Origin of the sequence: Rhizobium brockwellii (assembly GCF_000769405.2) — a bacterium.
In the GTDB taxonomy this organism is placed as follows: domain Bacteria; phylum Pseudomonadota; class Alphaproteobacteria; order Rhizobiales; family Rhizobiaceae; genus Rhizobium; species Rhizobium brockwellii.
This window is the reverse complement of record NZ_CP053439.1, coordinates 4,298,455-4,323,901: the sequence shown is the minus strand read 5'-3', so window position 1 is coordinate 4,323,901 and position 25,447 is coordinate 4,298,455. Positions and strand designations below refer to the sequence as shown.

24 protein-coding genes and 1 riboswitch are annotated in these 25,447 nt (G+C 60.5%); of the genes, 17 read left to right on the top strand and 7 right to left on the bottom strand.

From position 1 onward, the window contains the following. Nucleotides 1-105 precede the first annotated feature (105 nt). From RLCC275e_RS21195 to RLCC275e_RS21180, 4 genes are all read left to right on the top strand, one after another. Entirely contained in the window at nt 106-828 is a 723-nt protein-coding gene (locus tag RLCC275e_RS21195; RefSeq protein ID WP_017995508.1) for a DUF1868 domain-containing protein, read from the top strand. A 13-nt stretch (nt 829-841) separates the two neighbouring features. Then, nucleotides 842-1,489 carry a glutathione S-transferase family protein gene (locus RLCC275e_RS21190; RefSeq protein WP_033181949.1) on the top strand — a complete coding sequence of 216 codons (648 nt, stop codon included), beginning with the start codon at nt 842-844 and terminating at the stop codon, nt 1,487-1,489. Nucleotides 1,490-1,644: 155 nt separating this feature from the next. Beyond that, the gene (gene rpmF, locus RLCC275e_RS21185; protein WP_003543812.1) at nt 1,645-1,830 is read left to right on the top strand and encodes a 50S ribosomal protein L32; all 186 of its coding nucleotides are present in this window, start codon (nt 1,645-1,647) and stop codon (nt 1,828-1,830) included. 143 nt (nt 1,831-1,973) lie between these two features. After that, nucleotides 1,974-2,381, top strand: coding sequence for a hypothetical protein (locus tag RLCC275e_RS21180; protein WP_026157508.1), 408 nt, complete (start codon nt 1,974-1,976; stop codon nt 2,379-2,381). Here the strand turns inward: RLCC275e_RS21180 and phaR are convergent. After that, nucleotides 2,376-2,948: a polyhydroxyalkanoate synthesis repressor PhaR gene (gene phaR, locus RLCC275e_RS21175; RefSeq protein ID WP_033181948.1), complete on the bottom strand. Its 573-nt coding sequence runs from the start codon at nt 2,946-2,948 to the stop codon at nt 2,376-2,378. The genes RLCC275e_RS21180 and phaR overlap by 6 nt on opposite strands. Before the next feature lie 237 nt (nt 2,949-3,185). Here phaR and RLCC275e_RS21170 point away from each other — a divergent pair, with 237 nt between their 5' ends. Together RLCC275e_RS21170 and RLCC275e_RS21165 are read left to right on the top strand one after the other, a co-directional pair. Continuing rightward, nucleotides 3,186-4,367, top strand: coding sequence for an acetyl-CoA C-acetyltransferase (locus tag RLCC275e_RS21170; RefSeq protein WP_033181947.1), 1,182 nt, complete (start codon nt 3,186-3,188; stop codon nt 4,365-4,367). 71 nt (nt 4,368-4,438) lie between these two features. Beyond that, on the top strand, nt 4,439-5,164 hold the full coding sequence (locus RLCC275e_RS21165) for a beta-ketoacyl-ACP reductase (RefSeq protein ID WP_026230971.1): 726 nt from the start codon (nt 4,439-4,441) through the stop codon (nt 5,162-5,164). 143 nt (nt 5,165-5,307) lie between these two features. On the opposite strand, the gene RLCC275e_RS21160 is transcribed toward RLCC275e_RS21165, so the two are convergent. The 3 genes from RLCC275e_RS21160 to RLCC275e_RS21150 form a co-directional block, all read right to left on the bottom strand. Beyond that, nucleotides 5,308-5,466: a hypothetical protein gene (locus RLCC275e_RS21160; RefSeq protein ID WP_165419076.1), complete on the bottom strand. Its 159-nt coding sequence runs from the start codon at nt 5,464-5,466 to the stop codon at nt 5,308-5,310. A 295-nt stretch (nt 5,467-5,761) separates the two neighbouring features. Then, nucleotides 5,762-6,019 carry a YMGG-like glycine zipper-containing protein gene (locus RLCC275e_RS21155; protein WP_003589657.1) on the bottom strand — a complete coding sequence of 86 codons (258 nt, stop codon included), beginning with the start codon at nt 6,017-6,019 and terminating at the stop codon, nt 5,762-5,764. 27 nt (nt 6,020-6,046) lie between these two features. Further along, nucleotides 6,047-6,202 carry a DUF3309 family protein gene (locus RLCC275e_RS21150; protein ID WP_071414346.1) on the bottom strand — a complete coding sequence of 52 codons (156 nt, stop codon included), beginning with the start codon at nt 6,200-6,202 and terminating at the stop codon, nt 6,047-6,049. Nucleotides 6,203-7,065: 863 nt separating this feature from the next. Here RLCC275e_RS21150 and RLCC275e_RS21145 point away from each other — a divergent pair. The 5 genes from RLCC275e_RS21145 (at nt 7,066) to RLCC275e_RS21125 (ending at nt 13,476) form a co-directional block, all read left to right on the top strand. Next, the gene (locus RLCC275e_RS21145; RefSeq protein WP_033181945.1) at nt 7,066-10,329 is read left to right on the top strand and encodes a helicase-related protein; all 3,264 of its coding nucleotides are present in this window, start codon (nt 7,066-7,068) and stop codon (nt 10,327-10,329) included. Between the two features lie 2 nt (nt 10,330-10,331). After that, entirely contained in the window at nt 10,332-10,736 is a 405-nt protein-coding gene (locus tag RLCC275e_RS21140; RefSeq protein WP_033181944.1) for an RNA-binding S4 domain-containing protein, read from the top strand. 194 nt (nt 10,737-10,930) lie between these two features. After that, nucleotides 10,931-11,269, top strand: coding sequence for a ferredoxin FdxA (gene fdxA / locus RLCC275e_RS21135; RefSeq protein WP_003543777.1), 339 nt, complete (start codon nt 10,931-10,933; stop codon nt 11,267-11,269). A 393-nt stretch (nt 11,270-11,662) separates the two neighbouring features. Then, nucleotides 11,663-12,235 carry a CarD family transcriptional regulator gene (locus tag RLCC275e_RS21130; RefSeq protein WP_003543775.1) on the top strand — a complete coding sequence of 191 codons (573 nt, stop codon included), beginning with the start codon at nt 11,663-11,665 and terminating at the stop codon, nt 12,233-12,235. A gap of 377 nt (nt 12,236-12,612) precedes the next feature. After that, complete coding sequence (locus RLCC275e_RS21125; RefSeq protein WP_012759432.1) at nt 12,613-13,476, top strand: RNA polymerase factor sigma-32; 864 nt, start codon at nt 12,613-12,615, stop codon at nt 13,474-13,476. A gap of 114 nt (nt 13,477-13,590) precedes the next feature. Here the strand turns inward: RLCC275e_RS21125 and RLCC275e_RS21120 are convergent, their stop codons facing one another. Beyond that, nucleotides 13,591-15,135, bottom strand: a complete 1,545-nt coding sequence (locus tag RLCC275e_RS21120; protein WP_033181943.1) for a M48 family metalloprotease — start codon at nt 15,133-15,135, stop codon at nt 13,591-13,593. A gap of 391 nt (nt 15,136-15,526) precedes the next feature. After that, on the bottom strand, nt 15,527-17,065 hold the full coding sequence (locus tag RLCC275e_RS21115; protein WP_033181942.1) for an MDR family MFS transporter: 1,539 nt from the start codon (nt 17,063-17,065) through the stop codon (nt 15,527-15,529). Nucleotides 17,066-17,181: 116 nt separating this feature from the next. Between RLCC275e_RS21115 and RLCC275e_RS21110 the strand changes: the two genes are divergently transcribed. The 4 genes from RLCC275e_RS21110 to RLCC275e_RS21095 all read left to right on the top strand — a co-directional run bounded on the left by RLCC275e_RS21110 (nt 17,182) and on the right by RLCC275e_RS21095 (nt 20,994). Beyond that, the gene (locus RLCC275e_RS21110) at nt 17,182-17,709 is read left to right on the top strand and encodes a MarR family winged helix-turn-helix transcriptional regulator (protein ID WP_033181941.1); all 528 of its coding nucleotides are present in this window, start codon (nt 17,182-17,184) and stop codon (nt 17,707-17,709) included. 57 nt (nt 17,710-17,766) lie between these two features. Continuing rightward, a complete protein-coding gene (locus RLCC275e_RS21105) occupies nt 17,767-18,423 on the top strand; it encodes a thiamine diphosphokinase (protein ID WP_171816941.1) in 657 nt (218 codons plus the stop codon). Between the two features lie 3 nt (nt 18,424-18,426). Further along, nucleotides 18,427-20,244 (top strand): ABC-F family ATP-binding cassette domain-containing protein, encoded by a 1,818-nt coding sequence (locus RLCC275e_RS21100; protein ID WP_033181939.1) that lies wholly within the window; start codon nt 18,427-18,429, stop codon nt 20,242-20,244. Between the two features lie 120 nt (nt 20,245-20,364). Continuing rightward, nucleotides 20,365-20,994: a hypothetical protein gene (locus RLCC275e_RS21095; RefSeq protein ID WP_033181938.1), complete on the top strand. Its 630-nt coding sequence runs from the start codon at nt 20,365-20,367 to the stop codon at nt 20,992-20,994. 73 nt (nt 20,995-21,067) lie between these two features. Here RLCC275e_RS21095 and RLCC275e_RS21090 read toward each other — a convergent pair whose 3' ends face one another. Beyond that, nucleotides 21,068-22,957 (bottom strand): ABC transporter ATP-binding protein/permease, encoded by a 1,890-nt coding sequence (locus RLCC275e_RS21090; protein ID WP_171816940.1) that lies wholly within the window; start codon nt 22,955-22,957, stop codon nt 21,068-21,070. A gap of 114 nt (nt 22,958-23,071) precedes the next feature. Further along, nucleotides 23,072-23,149: riboswitch (SAM riboswitch) on the top strand. A 47-nt stretch (nt 23,150-23,196) separates the two neighbouring features. On the opposite strand from RLCC275e_RS21090, the gene metA reads away from it, so the two are divergent. Both metA and RLCC275e_RS21080 read left to right on the top strand, forming a co-directional pair. Beyond that, on the top strand, nt 23,197-24,120 hold the full coding sequence (metA, locus tag RLCC275e_RS21085) for a homoserine O-acetyltransferase MetA (protein ID WP_027682436.1): 924 nt from the start codon (nt 23,197-23,199) through the stop codon (nt 24,118-24,120). 225 nt (nt 24,121-24,345) lie between these two features. Next, nucleotides 24,346-25,368 carry an aldose epimerase family protein gene (locus RLCC275e_RS21080; RefSeq protein WP_033181936.1) on the top strand — a complete coding sequence of 341 codons (1,023 nt, stop codon included), beginning with the start codon at nt 24,346-24,348 and terminating at the stop codon, nt 25,366-25,368. Nucleotides 25,369-25,447: the final 79 nt, after the last annotated feature.

Here is a 25,447-nt window from a genome sequence, read left to right as displayed (position 1 = left end):
GCTCACACTTTTCGGTATCGTGCTCGAGACGTGGCAAGTGTCATCTGGCATTCTTGGTTCTGCCATATGGGCGAATGCAGTCCAACCAGAGCCCCCGAGTCGCCCATGACCATCACGACATTTTCGCCCGAGCTTCTCTTTTATTCGAAGAGGCACAATCCAACCCCGCCCGCCCATCTCGGCAGCCGTTATCGCAAGGTCGGCGGCTTTCTGCCGGAAGCCGGCAACACCATCGTTTGCCATATCGAGAAGGGTTCGCAAACGCAGGCGGTGCTGATCGAGGCGCGTGAGAAATATCTGGCGATGCCCGAAGCCCCGCAGTTCCTCTTCACGCCGATATCAAGCATTCACATGACACTTTTCGAAGGTGTCATCGAGACCAGGCGCCGCCAGGATTGCTGGCCGGGCGATCTACCTCTCGATACGCCGATCGACGACATGATAGCGCTGATGGCGGCCCTGCTCGAAGGTTTCTCGATGGCCGATCCCTTCAAGGTCGCCATCGTCGAAGCTCGCCCGTCGGGCCTGCTCGTCGACGGGGCGACGGAGAGAGACCGCAAGGTCATGCGCGCCTGGCGCAATGCGCTGGCCGAGCTTCTGGGCTATCGCCAGCCGAACCATGAGGACTATAAGTTCCACATGACCTTCGCCTATGCGATCGAACGGTTGGAAGACGAAGCCTTGCCGCGCTGGCAGGCAATGCTCGACAACGTCGCCGACGATGTCCGCCGCAAGGCCCCTGTTTTCGAGCTGACCCCGCCGGCATTCTGCGTGTTCGAGGACATGAACCATTTCCACGAATTGTTGATCTTCGATTTTGAAGCCTGAACGGGAGAAGCCCATGGATAGACCGACGCTCTACATCGCCAACAAGAATTATTCCTCCTGGTCGTTCCGGCCGTGGATGGCGCTGACGGGCGCCGGCGTCGATTTCGAGGAAGTCCTGATCCCCTTCGACTATCCTGGTGGCAATCCCGATATCAAGGCGGTCTCACCGACCGGGCGAGTACCACTTCTCAAGCACGGTGCATTGAAGATCTGGGAATCGCTTGCGATCATCGAATATGTCGCCGAGCTTTATCCGGACGCCGGCCTTCTACCGAGGGATCGCGCCGAGCGGGCGCTCGCCCGTTCGGTTTCGATGGAAATGCTCTCAGGCTTCCGGGCGCTACGCAGTGCCTGCCCGATGAATATCCGCCGGCCGAAGGGCAAGATCGCGTTGCCGGATGGTGTCGACGCCGATATCAGCCGCATCGAGACGATCTGGCGCGACCTCCTGCAGCAATCCGGCGGACCGTTTCTGTTTGGCGCGTTCAGCGGGGCGGATGCGATGTTTGCGCCTGTCGTCAACCGGTTCGAAATCTATGATCTCGTCAGCCAAAACGATACGCTGGCCTATATGGAGACCATGAAGGCGCATCCGGCCTGGCGGAAATGGGAAGAGGCGGCCCGCGCCGAGCCTTGGATCGTGCCGGAAGACGAAGTCTGAGCCTGGAATCATCGGCTTTGCAAAAAATACGCATGGGGACTGGTCAAGGTCACCCCTTGCATGTATAAGCGCGCCAAATTCCGAAATCGCGACATGTCCGTTTCGGCCGCCGGTGTGGCCGTGGGAATGTTTTGCCCGCAAGTGGAGTAAGTGAAATGGCTGTACCGAAGAGAAAAACAAGCCCGTCCAAGCGCGGTATGCGCCGTTCGGCAGACGCCCTGAAGGCTCCGACCTACGTCGAAGATAAGAATTCCGGCGAACTGCGCCGCCCGCATCATATCGATCTGAAGACCGGTATGTATCGCGGACGCCAGGTTCTGACGCCGAAGGAAAGCGCATAATTTCCCGATCCGGCTTGTCCGATCGAAGTTTCAAGGCCGGCGTCACGCCGGCCTTTTGCATTTCGGCAATATAATATTTGCAATGACTTGCAGTGGGGCGGCGACTTACGGCAGTATTCTTTCGGCGCCGAGGAGATTTGCCGATGATAAATGCCATGCCCCTGATGATTATTCCGTTTATTCTCTACAATCTGGCGATGCTGGGCCTGATGGGCGATGGCGGCATTCCAGCACTGCAACATGATATCATCGTGCTGTCGATGATCTCGGGCGCAATCTGGAGCATGGCGCTCGGCGATCTTTTCATCGTCATCGCACTTGTCGTGCTGTTCTTCGAAATCCTCAAAGCGACCAGAACCGGCCCCGGCAATCTCGTCAACCACATGCTGTCGATGCTGGTGTTCATCGCCTTCCTGGTCGAGTTTCTGCTCGTCCGGGATGCTGCGACGCAGGTCTTCTTCATTTTGATGACGATCGCTCTGATTGATGTCATCGGCGGTTTTGCCGTGTCGATCCGAAGCGCTGGGCGGGATGTCTCGATCGGACTATAGGTTGTCGAGTTTGTTCTGAAGGGCGCGGAGCTGTTCCTTCAGCTCGTCGATATCCTTGGCCTCGGCCTTGCGGCTTTCCTTGGCAGGTGGCGTCATGAAGGGCGAGAACATCTGCATCGCCTGCTGAAACAGTTCAGTGTTGCGGCGAACATGGTCTTCGACCATCTGCATCGGCAACTGCAGGTTCTTGCCGAGCGGCGTCTCGCCGAAGGCGCGGTTTACTTGCTCGCGCATCTGGACCTGCTGTTCGGTGAAGGAGCGCATCGAATGTTCGAGAAAGCTCGGCACGACCATCTGCATCTGATCGCCGTAATAGGTAATGAGCTGGCGCAGGAAGGAGATCGGAAGCAATGTGTTGCCGGTCTTCGATTCCTGTTCGAAGATGATCTGGGTCAGCACCGAATGGGTGATGTCATCTCCGCTTTTTGCATCTTGTACGTTGAATTCTTCGCCCTTCTTCACCATCTCCGCCAGGTCTTCCAGCGTCACGTAGGTGCTGGTGCCTGTGTTGTATAGGCGGCGATTGGCGTATTTCTTGATAACGATCTGACCCTCATGCTTCGCCATATCAGTCTCCTGAACCCCCGTCTGATTTATGGATATTCCTCCACTTGAGACTGTAAACGCAAAAGAAGGCCGGTGACAATCTCTTTGTGCGATGCGGCAAACCTTTAACAGAGCAGATGAATCGGGCTTCGACGGGCTTTACCTAAAATGACGGCGGCCGGTCTTCGCGTTTGACTTGTGCTCCAAGCTTTGCCAGTTTCCACTTATGTAAGTGAGACGAAAACGAGGAGCGTCCCCATGAGCAATCCATCCATCGTCATCGCCAGTGCAGGGCGAACAGCAGTCGGCGCCTTCAACGGTGCTTTCGCGACGGTCCTCGCGCATGAGCTCGGGGCGGCCGTCATCAAGGGCGCGCTCGAGCGCGCCGGCGTCGATGCCGGCGAAGTGGATGAGGTGATCCTCGGCCAGGTGCTTGCCGCCGGCGAGGGCCAGAACCCGGCCCGCCAGGCGGCGATGAAGGCCGGCATTCCGCAGGAAGCGACAGCCTGGGGCGTCAACCAGCTCTGCGGCTCGGGCTTGCGCGCGGTCGCGCTCGGCATGCAGCAGATCGCCACCGGCGATGCCAAGATCATCGTTGCCGGCGGCCAGGAATCCATGTCGATGGCTCCGCATGCCGCGCATCTGCGCGGCGGCGTCAAGATGGGCGACATGAAGATGATCGACACGATGATCAAGGACGGCTTGACCGACGCTTTCCACGGCTACCACATGGGCATCACCGCCGAGAATGTTGCGCGCCAGTGGCAGCTTTCGCGCGACGACCAGGATCAGTTCGCCGTTAGTTCGCAGAACAAGGCGGAGGCAGCGCAGAAGGCCGGTCGCTTTGTCGATGAGATCATCCCCTACGTCATCAAGACACGTAAGGGCGACGTTACGGTCGATGCCGACGAATATATCCGTCACGGCGCGACGATAGAGGCGATGGGGAAATTGCGCCCGGCCTTCGACAAGGACGGCACGGTCACGGCCGCGAACGCATCCGGCCTCAACGACGGTGCCGCCGTGGCGGTGCTGATGAGCGAAGCGGAGGCGGTCCGGCGCGGCATCCAGCCGCTCGCCCGCATCGTTTCCTGGGCAACGGCGGGTGTCGATCCGCAGATCATGGGCACCGGACCGATCCCGGCTTCGCGCAAGGCGCTCGAGAAGGCCGGCTGGTCGGTCAACGATCTCGATCTCGTCGAAGCCAATGAGGCCTTCGCGGCGCAAGCCTGTGCCGTCACCAAGGATCTCGGGTGGGATCCGTCGATCGTCAACGTCAATGGTGGAGCGATCGCGATCGGCCATCCGATCGGCGCCTCCGGTGCGCGCGTTCTCAACACGCTGCTGTTCGAAATGAAGCGCCGCGGCGCAAAGAAGGGTCTCGCCACGCTTTGCATCGGGGGTGGCATGGGTGTGGCCATGTGCTTTGAAGCGCTTTAAATAGCATACGATCCATAAACGATTGAAAATCCCGTCATGAGGCGGGGCGAAAAACAAAAGGGGAGCGGAGCATGAGCAGAGTGGCTGTGGTCACCGGGGGTACACGCGGGATCGGCGCGGCAATATCCATGGCACTGAAAAACGCCGGATACAGGGTCGCGGCCAGCTATGCGGGCAACGACGAGAAGGCCAAAGCCTTCCATGATGTCACCGGCGTTCCAGTGTTCAAATGGGATGTTTCGGATTACCTCGCCTGCGGCGAGGGAATTGCCAGGATCGAAAGCGAGATCGGCCCGGTCGAAATCCTCGTCAACAATGCCGGCATCACGCGCGACGCGATGTTCCACAAGATGACACAGCAGCAGTGGCACGAGGTGATCAATACCAACCTCACCGGCCTGTTCAACATGACACATCAGGTCTGGACCGGTATGCGCGACCGCAACTTCGGCCGTATCGTCAATATTTCGTCGATCAACGGGCAGAAGGGCCAGATGGGCCAGGTGAATTATTCGGCCGCCAAGGCGGGCGATCTCGGCTTCACCAAGGCGCTGGCCCAGGAAGGTGCGAACAAGAACATCACCGTCAACGCCATTTGCCCCGGTTATATCGGAACGGAAATGGTGCTTGCCGTGCCGGAGAAGGTGCTGAATGAACGCATCATTCCGCAGATCCCCGTCGGTCGTCTCGGCGAACCGGAAGAGATCGCGCGCTGCGTCACCTTCCTCGTCTCCGACGATGCCGGCTTCATCACCGGTTCGACGCTGACGGCCAATGGTGGGCAGTATTTCGCCTAGGCATTTCTGTCTTCACGTCGACAGTAGGGATTAGATTCAAAGCGATGGCGCGTCCGGCAGGATCGCGCCATCGTTGTCTATGGCGTGTCTCTCTGTGTGATGCTGGCGCGATCTTGTGGCCGAGTGGCGCTGTTTCGGGAAGATCAAGAGCGACGGTCTGTGTTCGGACGTCGCTGTGGCCGAACTCTGGCCGGCACTTTACGCAGCGAAAGATCATCGGTGCTGAGGGCTGATATCGCGGTCGTCAGGAAAGCCGACGCGATGAGAACGGCGACGAAGGAATTCACCAAAATCTGAATCATGGAAGCGTTTCCTTTCCGGTGCGCCGGGCGGCTCTGCCTGTCCGTTGCTCTCCAGAACAGGATGATCTTAGGCCGGGTCGGCCTAAGATCATCCTGTTCTACATTTATAGTGAGAGAATGATGTCGTCCGAAAACCGCTCACACTTTTCGGCATCATGCTCGTGAAGGAAATATGCCCGTTGGGCGGCGGTAGATTTGACTTTCCAACCGATTGTCAATGTCTCGTTGACGGATGCGACCGGCAAAGAAAACGGGCGCCGAAGCGCCCGTTGGGAGTCCGATATGCTTTTGCCGATTAGCGGCAACGAGCCTCGTAGCGGCGGCCGTAGCGGTCGCGATAGACGCAGTAGCCTCGGCGCTCGACCGACTGGCCGATGAGGGCGCCGGTCAGGCCACCGGCAACGGCGCCGACGGCGGCACCACCCCAGCTGTTGGTGACGACACCGCCGATAACAGCGCCGGTGCCGGCGCCGATCGCCGTACCTTGCTCGGTCGCCGTGCAGGATGCGAGTGCGCCGACGAGCGCACCAATAAGAACAATCTTCTTCATCATGTCGTAACTCCCCAGGTTAGTTGGCCTTTAGACGCGGCCCATGAGTACAAGGATAATGATAATGACGAGAACTAGCCCCAAACCGCCAGAAGGTCCATAGCCCCAGCCACGGCTGTAACCCCAATTCGGCAGGGCTCCGATCAGAAGCAGAATAAGGATAATAAGAAGTATCGTGCCGAGCATGGTGCGTTCCCTTCATTTCATCTGCAATTCGAATGGACCAGAAACACTTATTGGCGATTTTTGTTCCCGGCTAAGCTCTCGAAATGTGACGAAACCTTGTTTGCAGTTTTCTGAGGAGCATGGCCGATTTCGCAAACGGTCGGCAGCATCGGTCGAATTCGACCATTCCGGGAAATCACCGTATGGTTAAAAACTCGTTTAAATACAATATGTTGCGGTGAACAAAGCGGGAAAATCGTGATGTCACCGATTCGTCAGCGATTCGTTCCCTCTTTGATCGGCGCCTGCGCTCGGCACCCGTATCGGCTGCCGCTGTTTAACGCGATCTGAATCCGGCTCCCGAAAGATTAATGCCGGTGCGGCGAGGTGGAATGAAGGCCCCTGCCGCCGATCCGCATCTAGCGCCCGGACCCGAAGCCGCTACCAGATGTGGCCGCGAACGAAAGGCGAAAACGGCGGAGCCAGCGATTCGTCTCCGATTCGTTCCGGCTTTGATCGAGAGGTTAATTTCGGGCGGATTTTCGCCTGTTCAAGATCGGGCGGGAATCGGTCACTCGCGATGGCGAAAATGCGAACAAGAGAGAGTTTCATGATTCAGCATCTAGTGGGAAAAAGTGATTCAAAATCAATACTTAGCCGTGAACAAAAGCTGAATCAGCTGGAGTCACCGATTCGTCGCTGATTCGTTCTCACGCTGTTCCGAATCGGAAATTCGGGCGTTCCTCGGGACTCGCAAAGGTCGTAATCCCCGAGGCATTTTGAAATCTGCCCTTGCGTTTGCGGCGGCAGCTGTCCATGTGTTCTCTGGCTTCCATCGAGGAGCCGAGATTTTCCTGGGGCACCCGCCTCATTTGCATGGACTCATGACTCTGACTTCGCAGCCGATGATTCTGAGTGGGCGCGGCGTGACCGCGGTGCTCGGGCCGACCAATACCGGCAAGACCCATTATGCCATCGAGCGCATGGTCGCGCACGGGACGGGCGTGATCGGCCTGCCGCTCCGGCTGCTGGCGCGCGAGGTCTATACGCGGGTGGTCGAGAAGGTCGGCGCGCAGAATGTGGCGCTGGTCACCGGCGAAGAAAAGATTTCGCCGCCCAATGCGCGTTTTTCCGTCTGCACCGTCGAAGCGATGCCGCGCGAGACCAAGGCCGCCTTCGTCGCGATCGACGAGGTGCAGCTCGCCGGCGATCTCGAGCGCGGCCATATCTTCACCGACCGCATACTGCATCTTCGCGGCCGCGAAGAAACGCTGCTGCTCGGTGCGGCGACGATGCGGCCGATCCTGCAGCAGCTCCTGCCCGGCATCACTATCGTCGAGCGGCCGCGGCTTTCGTATCTTTTCTACGCCGGGCAGAAGAAGATCACCCGGCTGCCGCAGCGTTCGGCCATCGTCGCCTTCTCCGCCGACGAAGTCTATGCCATCGCCGAGCTCATCCGCCGGCAGCGCGGCGGCGCGGCGGTCGTGCTTGGCGCGCTCAGCCCGCGCACCCGCAATGCGCAGGTGGCACTCTATCAGGCAGGCGACGTCGAATATCTGGTGGCGACCGATGCGATCGGCATGGGCCTCAACCTCGATGTTGATCACGTTGCCTTTGCCCAGGATCGGAAGTTCGACGGTTACCAGTTCCGCAATCTCAATCCAGGCGAACTCGGCCAGGTCGCCGGGCGCGCCGGGCGGCACGTCCGGGACGGGACCTTCGGCGTCACCGGACAGGTCTCGCCCTTCGACGATGAGCTGGTGCAGCGCATCGAGGGGCACGAATTCGACAACGTCAAGGTTTTGCAATGGCGGACGACGGAGATGGACTTCTCCTCAATCGCATCGCTGCGCGCCAGCCTTGAGGTGGGACCGCGCGTGCCGGGGCTGACGCGGGCATTGCCTGCGGTCGACCAGCAGGCGCTGGAACAGCTTTCGCGTTATCCCGAGGTCATCGATCTCGCCGACAGGCCGGCGCGCGTCGAAAAACTCTGGGAGGCTTGCGCGCTTCCCGATTATCGGCGTATCACCCCAGCACAACATGCCGATCTTATCGCGACCCTCTTTTCCGATCTTGTCCGCTATGGCACGGTGAATGAGCAGTTTCTTGCGGAGCAGGTTCATCGCTCCGATCGAACAGATGGTGAAATTGACACGCTTTCGGCGCGAATCGCGCAGATAAGGACCTGGACCTACGTTTCGAATCGGCCCGGTTGGCTTGCCGATCCGACACACTGGCAGGAAAAGACGCGGGAAATCGAAGATCGATTGTCCGACGCGTTACATGAAAGGTTGACGAAACGCTTTGTTGATCGCAGGACATCTGTGCTCATGAAGCGCCTGAGAGAGAATGCGATGCTGGAAGCTGAAATCAGTGTGAATGGCGATGTCTTCGTTGAAGGACATCATGTAGGGCAGTTGAGCGGATTCCGTTTCACGCCGGTGGCGGGAACGGACGGACCGGATGCCAAGGCGGTTCAGGCTGCGTCGCAGAAGGCGCTCGGGCTCGAGTTCGAAGCCCGCGCGGCCCGGATGCATGCCGCCGGCAATAGCGATCTGGTGATCGGTTCGGATGGGTTGATCCGTTGGCTGGGCGACCCGGTGGCGCGGCTTTCGGGCAGCGATCACATCATGCGTCCGCGCGTGATCCTGCTGGCCGACGAACAACTGACGGGCAATGCCCGTGATCACGTCGCCGCCCGCATCGAGCGCTTCGTCAATCATCATATCAGCACGGTGCTGAAGCCGCTCGATGATCTGTCGCGCGCCGAGGACCTGCAGGGACTCGCCAAGGGGCTTGCCTTCCAGCTCGTCGAGAATCTCGGGGTGCTGTTCCGTCGCGACGTGACCGAGGAGGTGAAGTCGCTGGACCAGGAGGCCCGCGCCTCCATGCGCCGCTATGGCGTGCGTTTCGGCGCCTATCATATCTTCGTTCCCGCACTTCTGAAGCCGGCCCCGGCCGAGCTCATCACGCTGCTCTGGGCGCTGAAGAATGACGGTCTCGACAAGGCGGGTTATGGCGATCTCATTCCGGTGCTCGCCGCCGGCCGCACCTCCGTCGTCACCGATCCGAGCTTCGAGCGGATGTTCTACAAGCTCGCCGGCTTCCGTTTCCTTGGCAAGCGTGCCGTGCGCATCGACATTCTGGAACGGCTTGCCGATATCATCCGGCCGCTGCTGCAATGGAAGCCCGGTCAAAACAACCGTCCGGAAGGCGCCTATGACGGCCGCCGCTTCACGACGACGACGGCGATGCTGTCGATCCTCGGTGCGACGCTCGAGGACATGGAAGAAATCCTCAAGGGTCTCGGCTATCGCGCCGATGCCGTGAAGGCGGAAGAGGCATCACTCCATCTTGCAGCGCAGGATGTGGCCTCGGTGCCTGCCGCCGGCGCACAAACGCCTGCGGAAGAGACAGCCGAGAAGGCCGATCACGACGATGCCGATGGCGCGGCGGAAGAGGCTGCCGCCGAGCCATCCGCAGCCGAGGCGGCTTCGGCGGTTGCCGACGCGCCGGTGACGGAAGCGGTCGAAAGCCCCGCTCCGGCCGAAGCGATCGAGACACCCGCTCCGGCGGAAGCTTCAGCTGCCGAAGAAACCTCCGCTCCTGCGGAAGCGGTATCGGCTTCCGAGGAAGCAGGATCTGTTCCTGGGGAAGCCGGCGAGCCGGCGGAACCGAAGCCGGTTCTTCTGTGGCGTCTTGGGGGTCGCAACGACAATCAGCGCCAGGCGCGCGGCGGGCATGGCGAACGCCGTGGCGGCCAGGGCGAGCCGCGCGGTCAGAACCAGGAACGCGGCGACCGCAATCGCCGGCCCGGCGGCGGTGAAGGCGGCGAGGGCAATCGCGGCGGCGAAGGCCGTGACAACAATCGCCAGAACCGCGGCAAGGAGGGCGGCGGTCGCGACGGCGGCCGGCCGCAGCAGGCAAGGGGCGACCGCAACAACCAACCACGGGGCGATCAGCCGCGTGGCGACCGGCAGGACCGTGGCGATCGCAAGGATCGCGGTGATCGCAACGACCGCAACAACAATCGCGGCGGCTCGCAGCCGCTGCGCTTCGAGGCCAAGCCGCCGCGCAAGGAGAAGCCGATCGATCCGGATTCGCCTTTCGCCAAGCTCGCAGCCCTCAAGGAGCAGATGAAGAAGTAGTCATGAGCGGGGAGACACAGCCGACAAGCGGTTCGCGCCAGCGCATCGACAAGTGGCTGTTCTTCGCGCGCATGGTGAAGTCGCGCTCGTTGGCGCAAAGCCATATCCAATCGGGCCATGTGCGCATCAACGGTGAGCGCTGCAGCCACCCTAGCCAGATGGTCAAGCCGGGCGACCGTATCGAGCTGACGCTGGAGCGGCGCCATATCGTTCTCGTCATGCGCCTTGCCGGCGAGCGGCGCGGTCCTTACGAGGAGGCGCGCCTGCTCTACGACGATCAGTCTCCGCCGCCGGATGAGGCAAAACGTCTCACGCCCTACGAGCAGGCGATCCGGGAGACCGGCACCGGCCGTCCGACCAAAAAGGAAAGACGTGCAATCGACAGGCTGATGTCGGACGAGGATTAGAAAACTCTGTCTGCGGCGGCGGCTTTTGCAGATCGTTTATCCTTGAAATCCGGCGCCAAAGCCGATACGTCACTGACAACCTGCCGGAAGCGTGCTTGCCTCCCAAGCCTGCTCACGTTTTTCCTCCGGCACGGGGATAGGCGCGACGTTCCAGGTTGCCCGGCCCCATCCGCATGGAAATCCTGGAGTTCTTCATGACCTATGTCGTGACCGACAATTGCATCAAGTGCAAATACACCGATTGCGTGGAAGTCTGCCCTGTCGACTGCTTCTATGAGGGCGAGAATTTCCTCGTCATCCATCCCGACGAATGCATCGATTGCGGCGTCTGCGAGCCGGAATGTCCCGCCGAGGCGATCAAGCCCGATACCGAGCCGGGCCTCGACAAATGGCTGAAGATCAATACCGAATATGCCACGATCTGGCCGAATATCACGGTCAAGAAGGACCCTTTGCCGGAGGCCAAGGACATGGATGGCGAGACCGGAAAATTCGAGAAGTATTTTTCGGAGAAGCCCGGTTCCGGCGATTGAGACAGTGTCCACATTCGGTCGCCGGATGCGGGCGAGCGTAGGATGAAACGTTTTAAAAGCTGCGTGCGGCATATGGGTGACATGTGTTGCCCGCATGACTCAAGCGAAGCAAATTATTGATTTCCTCATATTTTTATGATAGGTTTCGTCTACTGTTCCATTTGTGGCATGACGCATGCCCAAAACCATCACGAAAGCAAAACAAATCCGTACACGGTTTCCGTGACATATCAACGCTTTGAGCGCCGGGTCCCAAGATCGTGCGCAAGAAGTCTTTGCTTTTGCCCGATGGGACCAGAGTGAAGTCACCCGACGGATACTACCGTCTCACCCGGGCCTGACTGACCCGGCTCCGGCCGCCGCCGGAAGCGTAACAGGGAGTTTTTGAATAGAATGACGACTCAGCAGAAAAAACCTTCTACAGCACGTCACGGCTTCAAGACCGGTGAATCGATCGTCTACCCCGCTCATGGCGTCGGTACCATCACCGCTATCGAAGAGCAAGAAGTTGCCGGCATGAAGCTCGAACTTTTCGTTATTGATTTCGAGAAGGATAAGATGCGTCTGAAGGTTCCGGTCGCGAAGGCGATGAGCATTGGGATGCGCAAGCTTTCGGAAACGGATTTCGTCGAGCGTGCTTTGAAGGTCGTGCAGGGCAAGGCGCGCGTCAAGCGCACCATGTGGTCCCGCCGCGCCCAGGAATATGATGCCAAGATCAATTCCGGGGACCTGATTTCCATCGCTGAAGTCGTGCGCGATCTCTATCGTGCCGAGAACCAGCCCGAACAGTCGTATTCCGAGCGCCAGCTTTATGAGGCTGCGCTCGACCGCATGGCGCGCGAGATCGCCGCCGTCAACAAGATGTCGGAAACCGAAGCCGTCCGCCTCGTCGAGACCAATCTCAACAAGGGTCCGAAGCGCGGCAAGGCGATCGAAGAAGACGATTCACAGGACGAAGCCGCATAAAGCGACCCTGTTGTTCTGTCAAAAAACCCGGCCTTCGCGCCGGGTTTTTTTATTGGAACTTTTTCCCGATTGCCGCGTTTATCACACGTAATTGCGGACTGCTCGTCGGGCACTGGCCTCACGGGCGAACTGCTATTCCGTCAATGTTCGATGAGGAGCGGATCATGCCTTTTCTGTATTGCCCATCTGGCAAGGTCAAGAAACAGGTCCAGCCCAGCCGTCTTACCGGCACATGATGAGAAATAGAGCCTCCCCCTGAAAAGTCCAGGGGCGAGGCTTTTATGCATTCAGAACGCCATTCAATCCGGGCATCGATGTTCCGGAAGAAGAGTTTTATTGTTCATTTCAGGGCGAGAGGCCTGTTTTGGGAGATCGAAATGAAGAACATGTCTGCAGATCGGCGCATGATCAAAATCGCGATGGCCGCCCCTTATCTCGCCCGTCAGGAAGAGCACGATCTCGCCACCCGTTGGAAGGATCACGACGACCGCGGCGCGCGCAACCAGATCGCCATGGCCCATATGCGCCTCGTCATATCCATGGCCGGCAAATTCCGCAATTTCGGCCTGCCGATGAGCGATCTGGTGCAGGAAGGCTATGTCGGTCTGCTCGAGGCCGCCGCCCGCTTCGAGCCGGAACGCGACGTGCGCTTTTCGACTTATGCAAGCTGGTGGATCAGGGCTTCGATCCAGGACTATATTCTGCGCAACTGGTCGATCGTGCGCGGCGGTACGAGTTCGGCGCAGAAGGCGCTGTTCTTCAATCTGCGCCGTCTGCGCGCCAAGCTCGCCAAGGGTGACACGCAGCTGACGCTGCAATCCATTCACCAGGAAATCGCCGCGGCCCTCGGCGTCAGCCTCTCCGATGTGCAAACGATGGATGCAAGGCTTTCCGGCAACGACGCTTCGCTGCAGGCGCCCTCGGTCTCCGGCGATGCCGAGAGCGCGGAGAAGATGGACTTCCTCGTCAGCGACGATCCCCTGCCGGACGAGCAGGTGTCCAACATGATCGACGGCGAGCGCCGCCGCGTCTGGCTCGCCTCGGCGCTGAAACATCTCAACGAACGCGAGATGAAGATCATCAGCGCCCGGCGTCTGGCGGAAGACGGTGCCACGCTCGAAGAGCTAGGTGCCGATCTCGGCATTTCCAAGGAGCGCGTGCGTCAGATCGAAAGCCGGGCGATGGAGAAGCTTCGCAGCGCTCTCGTCAGCGCCGATCCGCATATGGCGGCCTACGCCTGAACCTGAGGCGCGTCGCCGATTTAGGTCATTGTCGCAAAACCGCCGCACAGTTTTGCGCGAGATGTTTTGTCCCCTCCAGCAGCACAGACTGGCCCGGCATAAGCCGGGCCTTTTTTATTCGGCGATGATCTTGACGCGATCGCCTGTAGAAACGGCTGCACCTGTGGGCAGGGCATTGATGAGCTTGAAGAGATCGAGCTTGCGGTCTGTGCCCATCATGCGGGCGGCGAGCGTCGAGATGTTCTCACCCGGCCGGACGGTGACGACGCGGATGCGCAGCGGTTTCAGTGAGGCTGCCTCTGCCGGCGTCATGCGGCGGAAACTCGCGCGCAAGACATTGGCCGTTGGCTCAAGGGCGTCGCTGCCTTTCGGCACGGCGGTCAGGAAACGGAAGATCTGCGAATTGTTGCGGATCACGGTGACATCGAAATCCCAGCGGTCGGCGCTGGCGCGCGCGGTGGCTGCTTCCATGCCGTTGATGGTGATCGGCTGGATGGTCGACGGGTCGAGGCCGGTTACCCAGCCGCTGGAGATATAGTTGGTGAGGCTCTGGTTCTGATTGTCGGCGACGCCATCGAAGCGGACGGCGATGTCGTTCGGGCCGGTGGCCATCACCGCCTCGACCTTGTTGTCGATGTGGAAATCCGGCGGCACGTCGAAACGGATGCCGAGACCGCCATGCAGGAAGGTCTGGCCGCGCACATAGCCTTCTTCCGGGCTGTCGCCGTAGAGCAGTCCGTCTATGCCGTCGAGATAATAATTGCGACCTTTGTCGCCAACCGAGCCTTCCTGGCCGAAGGCGCGGGCGTGGGTGCGGGCAAGCTCGATGCGTTGCGCCGAATTCGGATGGCTCGACAGGAAGTCAAGGCTCTGGTCGGCTTCGGGATCAACCGACATGAAGCGACTGTAAGCCGCCATCGAATCGAGGAAACGGGCGGCGGCATAGGGGTCGTAGCCGGCTTCGCCGAGCATGCGCACGCCGATGACATCGGCCTGCAGCTCCTGCTGGCGGGAGAAGGCGGCGAGCCGCAGCTTGCCGCGGGCAAGTGCCTGCTTGCCGGCGATGTCGCTGGAGAGGACCTCGGCGACGACGCGGCTGGCGATGACTTCGGCCTCTTCGCGCTTCTGCCGCTCGATGCCGTGGTTTGCGGTCACATGGCCCATTTCGTGCGACAGCACGGCGGCGACTTCCGAGGCGTCGTTTGCAAGGGCGAGCAGGCCGCGGGTGACGTAGAGATAACCGCCCGGCAGCGCGAAGGCGTTGATCGCCGGCGAATTCAGGATGGTGATGCGGTAGGACTGGCTCGGATTTTCCGAGACCGCGGTCAGCGCGCCGGCGATGCGGGCGACGAGGCGCTCGGTTTTGGCGTCCTTGTATTCGCCGCCGTAGCTTGCCACGATGCGGGGATGCTCGCGGGCGCCCATCGCCGCGCGCGGATCGTTCTTCTGCACCTCGTCGACGATCTGTGGATTGGAAGACGGCGAAACACTGGGCTGATAGGATTGGTCGATCAGCGTTTGGCAGCCATTCAGCGCCATTGCGATGGCCGAAAGCAGCATCAGGCGACGCGCGAAGCGCCGCGGCGCGGAGATGGCATCACTGGAAAGCGCGGGGGATTTCCACGTCGTCAAGCTGTCCAGTCTGATTCTCCGCATCATGTCGCTGTTTTGCCGGTTTGCCGCAGATTCGGACCGACCGTGGCAAGGGGAACTCAACAGGTGCGCACCCCTGATCTCGCGCTGCACAATCGGCCGATACAAGTCGTTGCTGTAGCTGATTTACGCATCGGTTGCATAGCGAGACTCTGTTTAAATGTGGCGCCGTTGCATTTTAGCAAGCCTCAGGCATTAAGGCTTCCTTTCGCTCGGATGAAATTATGGCGAAAGTTCCGTCACAAAGCGCAGATTCGTCGACGGTGCGGAAAAAGAACGGCCCGATTGAAGCAACCGGCTCGATAGCGAAAGTCCTGCGAGAAAATTGCAACCCTTGATACAGGCATCGAGAGGGAACGCCTCCTGATGAAGCATTCTCTCGCAGGTAACGATTCGACTATTCGGCGGCTTCCGCCGTCGCCGGTTGCGGCTTCGTCGTCTCGCCTGCGCGGGGCAGCTGCACGGGTTTCAGCATGATGGCGGCGGCAAGGCCGATCAGCGCAATGGCGCAGGAAGTCATGAAGAGCGGCGAGAACGCGGCGGCATAGGTATCGGCGACGGCCTGGCGGCTCGCTTCGGGAAGGGCGGCCATCATTTTCGGCGTCAGCTGCTTGATATCGGCGACGCCGGGAATGGAGACGCCGACCTTGCCGAGCTCGGATGCGATGATGGCGCCATAGATGGAAATGGCGATCGAGGCGCCGCCCATGCGTGACAGCGTCACCGAGCCGGTGGCGGCGCCGACGTCGCGGGCGGGTGCTGCATTCTGTACGCCGATGACGGGAACCTGCTGGGCAAGGCCGATGCCGATGCCGTGCAGCATCATGACCGCGCCGATGAAGGCGATCGGCGTTCCGGCGTGGATCTGCGACATCAGCGCAAAGGCGATTGCGCTGCAGGTGAGGCTGGCGATGGCGAAGGGCTTGTAGCGCCCCGTCTTCGAGATGATGCGGCCTGCGGAAAGCGACCCGCAGACGAGGCCGCCGGTCAGAAGGATGAAGAGCAGGCCGGCGGCAGACGGCGAAAGGCCGGTCGTGGTCTGCAGGAAGAGAGCAAGATAATTGACCATGCCGATGGCGATGGCGCCGCCCATGATCGAGATCACCAGGAGCAGGCTGAAGGTCGAATTGCGAAACAGCTGCAGGGGAACGATCGGCTCGGGCGCGCGGCGCTCGACGAACACCCAGGTGACGGCACAGACGACGCCGAAGACGACGATGCCGATACTCTCAGGCGAGATCAATGCACCGAACAGTTCGCTGCTGTCGGTGGCAAGTACGATGCTTGTCGTCGTCATAGCAAGCAGAAGCGCACCGGCATAATCGATCTTGGGACGGCGATGCGGTTTGCGGTACGGCAGCATGAAGGCAAGGCCGGCGAGCACGATGAAGCCGATCGGCACGTTGACGAGGAAGATCGAGCGCCAGCCGAAGAGATCGCTCATCGTGCCGCCAAGCACCGGGCCGATCGCGCCCGATGCCATCAGTACGAGGCTGGAATAGCTCTGGTAGCGCGCCCGCTCACGCGGCTCGAACAGGTCGGCGTTGACGGCGAAGATCGACACCATGATGCCGCCGCCGCCAAGGCCCTGCAGCACGCGGGCGGCGATCAGCGTATTCATCGAGACCGCAAGGCCGCAGACGGTCGATCCGACGGTGAAGATCATGATTGCCGTCATCATCACGTATTTGCGGCCGAACAGGTCGCCGAGCTTGCCGTAGACCGGCATGACGGCGCTGAGTGAGAGGAGATAGGCCGAACCGATCCAGCCGAAGCGCTCGAGATGGCCGAACTCGCCGACGATCGTCGGCAGCGCCGTGGAGACGATCTGATTATCAAGCGTCGCCATGAACATGGCGGTCATCAGGAAGAAGAAGAGGATAAGCCGGCGACGAGGATCCGTCACGAGCGGCGCAGACGCGAGTTGCATGTCCATGGGAGGCATCGTTCCGGGTTGACGCGTTTTTATGTGCCAACAGCATATAATTGTCAATGGCACATTAATGACATCGGCATATTCAATTTTTGAATCGGCTCTGTTATGGTCCTGTGATGAGCGACGTCCTGACCAAGACCCTTTCCGTGGAGCCGGCCGAGCCGGATCGTGAAATCGTGCCGCGTATCGGCCGGAGCATGGCGCGCATGCGGCTGATGACCGGGCGGCGGCTGATCGGCCGGCTGGCGATCCAGAGTGCTGCACCGGGCCTCGAGCTTTCGCATCTCGACGTGCTCGATGCTGTGCGGAGGGCGCAGCCTGCCGGCGAGGTCACAGTCGGCATGATCGCGGAGATGCTGCGCATCGATCCGTCACGGGCAAGCCGGGTGGTGGCCGACATGGTCGGGCGCAACGTGCTGCGCCGTGAGGCCTCGCAGGCCGATGCGCGGCGGATCGTCGTCGTCATGACCGAGGTCGGCCAGGACCTGCTTGCCGAGATCGTCGCGCAGAAGCTTGCGATCATTTCCGGGATCGTTTCCGACTGGCCGCAGGAAGATGTCGAGCGCTTCGCAGCGCTTTTCGAGCGCTTCATCGGCGGCTACGAGGCGGTTTTCCTGTCGCGCGACAAGGATACGCCGGGCTGAGGCAGACGCGGTCGTTCGCCGGCCCTTCCCCTCGACCCCTCGTTTGCGCTAAGGGCAATGCCCATGAGCCAATCCACCTTCACCATTCTCCTTGGCGGCGAACTCAGCCTGACGGCGCGCCTGCGCGATGCCATCGAAGACAGCCGCTTCATTGCGGCCGATGGCGGCATGCGGCATGCGGCAGCACTCGGCATTACGCCGGAGCTCTGGGTCGGCGATTTCGATTCGACGCCTGATGATCTCGCGGATGCATTTCCCAATGTGCCAAAACAGCCCTATCCGGCAGCGAAGGCGGCGACGGACGGTGAAATCGCCGTGGCGGAAGCAATCGCGCGGGGCGCGCGGCGACTGATCCTCGCCGGCGCGCTCGGCGGCGAACGCTCCGACCATGCGCTTCAGCATCTGCTGTCGGCCGTCAGCCTGGCGGAAGAGGGTTTCGACCTGCTGCTGACCTCGGGCAAGGAAGAGGCCGTGCCGCTGGTTGCCGGCACGATCGAACTGGATCTTCCCAAAGGCAGCCTGTTTTCCGTGCCCGGATTCAGCGAGCTGAGAGGGCTTTCCATCGAGAATGCGCGTTATCCGCTGGCAGATTTCCACCTGCCTTTCGGCTCGTCGCGCACGATTTCCAATGTTGCGGAAGGCAGGGTTCGCTTTTCGCTCCGCAGCGGCCGGGCAATCGTGCTCGCCCGGCCCCATGATCTTTCCGGAGTCTGATTTTTGGCCCCTCCCATGCTGAAACTCGACGATATCTTCCTGAGCTTTGGCGGTGCACCGCTGCTGGCGGGTGCTAACCTGCAGATCGAGCCCGGTGACAAAATCTGTCTCGTCGGGCGCAACGGCTCGGGAAAATCGACGCTGCTGAAGATTGCCGCCGGCCTGGTCGAGGCACAATCCGGCGAGGTCTTCCGCCATCCGTCCTCGACGGTGCGCTATCTCGAACAGGCGCCGGATTTTGCCGGCTTCAACACGGTGCAGGCCTATGCCGAGGCCGGCCTCGGGCCGGGTGATGACCCCTATCGTGTCACCTATCTGCTGTCGCACCTCGGGCTGACCGGCGATGAAGACCCGAGGATGCTGTCCGGTGGCGAATCGCGGCGCGCAGCCCTTGCCCGGGTTATGGCACCGGAGCCGGACATTCTTCTGCTCGACGAACCGACCAACCATCTCGACCTGCCGACCATCGAATGGCTGGAAGGCGAGCTGCAAAAGACGCGCAGCGCTTTGGTGCTGATCTCGCACGACCGACGTTTCCTCGAAAAGGTCTCGACGGCAACCGTCTGGCTCGACCGCGGCACCTCGCGCCGGCTCGACAGAGGCTTTGCGCATTTCGAAGCCTGGCGCGATCAGGTGCTGGAGGCCGAGGAGCTGGAGCAGCACAAGCTCGGCAAGTCGATCGAGCGCGAGGAGCACTGGCTGCGCTACGGCGTCACGGCGCGGCGCAAACGTAACATGCGCCGTCTTGGCGAGCTGCAGACGATGCGCTCGAACTATCGCGGCCACAAGGGGCCGCAGGGCACGGTGCAGGCGACGGTTTCGGACGCGCAGGAATCCGGCAAGCTGGTGATCGAGGCCGACAAGATCACCAAGAGCTTCGGCGAGCGGGCAATCGTCACGCCGTTTTCGATCCGCGTGCATCGCGGCGACTGCATTGGTCTGGTCGGGCCGAATGGCGCCGGCAAGACGACGCTGCTGAAGATGCTGACCGGGCAGCTTTCACCCGATAGCGGCATCGTCAAGCTCGGCACCAATCTGGAGATTGCGACGCTCGACCAGAAACGCGAGGATCTCGATCCCGAGGATACGCTTGCCAACTATCTGACGGATGGGCGCGGCGAAAACCTGCTCGTCAACGGCGAGCAGCGCCATGTCACCGGCTACATGAAGGAATTTCTGTTCCAGCCGGAACAAGCGCGTACGCCGATCAGAAACCTCTCCGGCGGCGAACGCGCCCGGCTGATGCTGGCGCGCATCCTTTCACGCCCGACGAACCTCTTGATCCTCGACGAGCCGACCAACGATCTCGATATCGAAACGCTCGATCTCCTGCAGGAGATTGTCGCCGGCTTTCCCGGCACCGTCATTCTCGTCAGCCACGACCGCGATTTCCTCGACCGCACCGTGACCTCGACGATCGCACCGGCCGTACCGGATGCGCCTGATGGTCGCTGGATCGAATATGCCGGCGGCTACTCGGACATGCTTGTACAGCGCAAGGGCGCGCTCGAGGAGCGCAGAAAAGCCGAGAAGGCGGCGGAGAAGCCGAAGACGCAGCAGGCAACAGCGTCAGGCAGCTCGAAGGTCAAGCTCTCCTTCAAGCAGAAATTCGCACTGGAAAACCTGCCAAAGGAAATGGCGAAGGCCGAAGCCGAAATCGCCAAGCGCGAACAGGTGATGGCAGATCCCAATCTTTTCACGCGCGATCCCGCAACCTTCAACCGGCTTGCCGGCGAGATGGAAAAACTGCGCGCCAGCCTGACTGACATGGAAGAGGAGTGGCTGGAGCTCGAAATGCTGCGGGAAGAGCTGGAAGGCTGAGATTTTCTCAAGGCTGAAGGCTCACTTTTCCTTGATTCGTCAGTGTATCGTCCTGCGGCATAAGGTGCCGTCCGGCAGCCGGGGATATTGCCGATCGCAATGGCGACAAGGAACAGTCATATGTCTCGCAAGCCCTATTCCGGAATTTTCACGGCGTTTGTCGCCGGTAGCCTCGTGACGCTTGCCCTGTCGCAAGCCGCACAGGCGCAGGATGCCCAGCGCATTCGTGTTCGCGGCGCAATCGAAACCCTCAGCGGCGATACGCTCGTCGTCAAGACGCGCGAGGGCAGCGATGCGACGATCGCGCTGAAATCCGGCTGGAAGGTCGGCGGCATCAAGAAAGCCTCGGTCGAGGATATCAAGCCCGGCGATTTTGTCGGCGTTGCTTCACTTCCAAAGGGCACGGGCCCGGACGGGGCGATCGAGGTGCTGATCTTTCCGGCGTCGATGAAGGGAACCGGTGAGGGCAACCGTCCCTGGGATGCGCAGCCGAACAGCCAGATGACCAATGCGACCGTCAGCAATGCCGTCAAATCCGTGGACGGCCACACGATCACGCTGACCTATCAGGGCAAAGAAAAGACCATCACGATTGCCGATGGCACGCCGATCGTGACGCTGGCGCCTGCGACCAAGGATGATCTGAAACCCGGCGCCGGCGTCGTCATCACCGGCGAGAAGGCGGCGGACGGCAGCATCTCGGCCAGCCAGATCGCCGTTGGCCTCAACGGTATCGTGCCGCCGATGTGACCGGCGGCCTTCAAATCTCTGCCTCACGCACATCGTTATCCCAAAACTGCTGCCCAGTTTTGGGCGGCATGCATCAAAGCGCCGGCGCGGGCACGGCGGCAGCGCCCGCACTGGCGCTGGGGCCGGTCTGGACGGCAGGCGGCTCCTCGGATGCTGACGGCAGCGCCTGCAGATGCAGCACGCGCGGCTTCAGCGCCTCGAGATAGGCCTCGGAGCGGCCGATATAGATCATGCCGCTTTCAGGCATCGAGGTAAGCAGTTTGGCCATTGTTTCCTGCAATTCCGGCTCCATGCCTTCCAGCACTTCGTCGAAAATGATCCAGCGCGGGCGTACGAGAAGCAGCCGGGCAAATCCGATCGCTTTCTGCTGGTCGCCGTCGAGCATCTTGTCCCAGCGGGCGCGGGTATCGAGCCTTGCGATCAGCGAATGGAGACCAACCTTGTCGAGGGCCGCCTCGACGGCGGCTTTCTCGTAGGCTTCGGGACGTTCGGGAAAGGCCAGCGCCTCGCGCAGCGTGCCGCCAGGAACATAGGCAACCTGCGGAACGAAGAGCATGTCGTCGATTGGCGGCAGGCCTATCGTGCCGCTGCCGCACGGCCAGAGGCCGGCCATCGCCTGGAAGAGCAGCTTGCGGTTGACGCTGTGATCGCCGTTGATCATGATCTTTTCTCCGGCCTTGATCACGACATTGGTTTCACGCAGGCGGAAACCGCCGCATTCCTCGATGTCTTCGCCGACCTTGGCGACGATCACCACATCCTTCAACGTCAGCGTGTCGGGCGCGGTGTTTTCATAGGCGATGCTGTCCTTCAGGTCGAAGTCCTCCTCCATGTCGAGCAACGCCTGGCGGAAATCGGTGACGCGCATCAGCGTGGCGCGCCATTCGGCGATCGGGCCGAAATTGGAGACATACCAGCGCAGCGCCGTGTTGACCTGGTTGAAGGCACCGACCGACATCATCAACTGGCCGAGGGTGAGGCCGCCGGAGAAATAGGCGGGGGCGGCAACGATGATCGGGATGACGATCACCAGCCAGCCATAGCCGGCCGAAACCCAGGTGAGATTGGTATTGGCCATGGCAAGCCGCTTGACGACTGTCAGGACCGAGCTGATATCGGCGTTGATGCGCCGGCGTTCGTTCTCCTCGCCGCGGGCAACGGTGATCGCCGGCATGTTCTCATTGGCATGCATCAGCGTGAAGCGAAGCTCGGCCTCTTTCGAAAAACGATCGGCATTGAGCTTCACCAGCTTGCGGCCGACGACCTGGCTCAGCACCGAGGCGGAAGCGGCATAGAAAATCGCCGCCCAGACCATGTAGCCCGGAATGGAGAAGCTATGGCCGCTGATGCGGAAGATGAAGCCGCTCGAAAGCTCCCAGAGCACGCCGATGAAGCTCACCAGAAGAATGGTCGATTGCAGCAGGCCGAGAACCAGCCCTGTCGTGCTTTCGGCAAGGTTGCGGGAATCCTCGTGCAGACGCTGGTCCGGATTGACGCCGATCAGGCCGCTGGAGGCAAGCCGCAGCGCCCGCTTGCGCTTCAGCCACTGGTCAACAAGATCGCGTGACAAGCCTTCGCGCATATAGAGCGCCGTCATCTGGTTCAGCCAGGCCTGCAGCACGTTGAGCAGCAGCAGTGTGCCGGCGATCATCGCGAAGATTTCGAGTTGGTGGAAGAATTCGCCGAGGTCGCGGCGCTCCAGAGAGTCGTAGAAGGGCGCATTCCACTCGTTCAAAATCACCTGGCCGTAGGATGTCGCCAGGATAACGAGGATCAGCACGGTCGCCAGAAACAGCACCCTGCCACGCACTTCCGAATTCCAGAATGCTGAGAACATGACGCCGAGGCGATATGTCAGGCTGAAATCATACCCTACCCTATCCTGCCTTACGATGCCCGGCCTCCCCTCGATTTTATCTGCCATTACGCTTTTCCAAATCGCCCATACCCTTATAAATAACATGGTGGCGTTACGGGTCTATCAACAGATTCTATCAGTCATTAAAGTGTGATGATGCTTGCATGGGTCTCTCCTGCATGCATTCGCCAGTTGATTCGCAATCAGACTGGGTCTAATTAAGGCCTCCGTGGTGATTTGGCCGGCCGGCTTGCAGCCACGTTAAAAAAGTCGCTAAAGGGCCGCGTGCGGACCGGTAGCGATTTTTGTCGCCGCCGGTTTTTGTTTTTGATCGAGTGACCGCAATGCCCATCAAGATCCCCGATACGCTGCCCGCCTTCGAAACCCTGGTTCAGGAGGGTGTGCGGGTGATGACCGAGACGTTGGCGATCCGTCAGGATATCCGACCGTTGCAGATCGGGCTGCTCAACCTCATGCCGAACAAGATCAAGACCGAGCTGCAGATGGCCCGCCTCGTCGGCGCCTCGCCGCTGCAGGTGGAACTGTCGCTCATTCGCATCGGCGGCCACAAGGCGAAGAACACGTCCGAGGATCATCTGCTTGCCTTCTACCAGACCTGGGAGGAGGTAAAGCACCGCAAGTTCGACGGCTTCATCATCACCGGGGCGCCGATCGAGCTTTTGCCCTATGAGGACGTCACTTATTGGCCGGAGATGCAGGAGATTCTCGACTGGACAGAAACGAACGTCCATTCGACGATGAACGTCTGCTGGGGCGCGATGGCGGCGATCTATCATTTTCACGGCGTTCCGAAATACGAGCTGAAAGAGAAGGCCTTCGGCGTCTACCGCCACCGGAACCTGAAGCCTTCCTCGATCTATCTCAACGGCTTTTCCGACAATTTCGAAGTGCCGGTGTCGCGCTGGACCGAAGTGCGCCGCGCCGATATCGAGAAATCCGAAAGCCTGGAGATCCTGATGGAATCAGCCGAAATGGGCGTCTGCCTCGTGCACGAGAAGAGAGGCCGGCGGCTCTACATGTTCAACCATGTCGAATATGATTCCACCTCGCTTTCCGACGAGTATTTCCGCGACGTCAATACCGGCGTGCCGATCAAGATGCCGCACAATTACTTCCCGCATAACGATCCGGCGCTTGCGCCGCAGAACCGCTGGCGCAGCCATGCGCATCTCTTGTTCGGCAACTGGATCAACGAAATCTACCAGACGACGCCCTTTGATGTGGAAGAGATCGGCACGGACCTCTGACCGTTGCCGATCGCGCCGCGAGCTGGTGCCGCTGCATCACCGCTGCGGCATTTCTTTCCGATCGGCCGGTTGCGGATTGAAACAAATGCGGGCAGGTTCCTGTCCTGAACCCTACCACACCGCGCGTCTTCATCGGACGTGCAAGGCACACTTTGAATCGCTGCAAATTCCTCAAATCGATTCCGAATTGAGGAATTTGCAGCAGGGATAGAATGGACGGTCGATATGTCGGATAAGTTGGAGCGGGACGTTTTCGGGCAGACGAAGGCGGGTGAGACCGTCTATCGCGTCGAGATCAAGGGCGGCGGGCTGACGGCCAAGATCATAAGCTGGGGCGCGGTCATCCAGGATCTGCGTCTCGAGGGCCATGACGCGCCGCTGCAGCTCGGCTTTGATGATTTCGATAGCTATCCCCTCTATTCATCCTATTTCGGCGCGACACCGGGCCGCTGCGCCAACCGCGTCGGCGGCGGCAGGTTTACGCTTGACGACAAGGACTATCAGCTCGAACTGAATGAAAACGGCGTGACGCATCTGCATGGCGGCAGCGACAATATCGCCAAACGCAACTGGACGATCGTCGAGCATGACGTCGACCGCGTGGTGCTGAAGATCGTCGATCCCGATGGCCGCGCCGGCTATCCCGGCAATTGCACCATCCAGGCGACTTTCTGGGTGCATGGCAACGGTGAACTGTCGATCACCTATGAATCGACCAGCGACCAGCCGACGCTCGCCAGTGTCTGCCAGCACGCCTATTTCAATCTCGACGGTCGCGAAGATGCGCTTGGCCACGATATCATGATTGCCGCCGATCATTATCTGCCGACCGATGAGAAGCAGGTGCCGACCGGCGAGACCCGTTCCGTCGAGGGCACCGAATTCGATTTCCGGGAGATGGCGCCGATGAAGCGTTTCGTCGGCAGCGAACAGATGTTCTACGACCATAATTTCTGCCTGTCGGGCGAGCGCACCGCCAAGCGGAGTGTCGCGCTCGCCCGCAGCCTGTATTCGGGTGTGTCGCTGGAAGTGCGCAGCACCGAGCCAGGCGTCCAGTTCTATGCGGGCTTCAAGCTCGATACTGGGGCTCCCGGCATCGGCGGGCGCAAATACGGTCCATTCGCCGGCTTCTGCCTGGAGACACAGGTCTGGCCGGATGCGATCAATCACCAAGGTTTTCCGAATGCGGTTCTGCGCCCCGGCGAAGTGCTGCGCCAGGAGACGGATTATATCTTCACCAAGAACTGAGCATCCTCCAGCGCCGCGCGTTTCTAAACGCGCGGCGCTGTCGACGCACGACTGTCAAATTTGATCGCTATGAAACCCT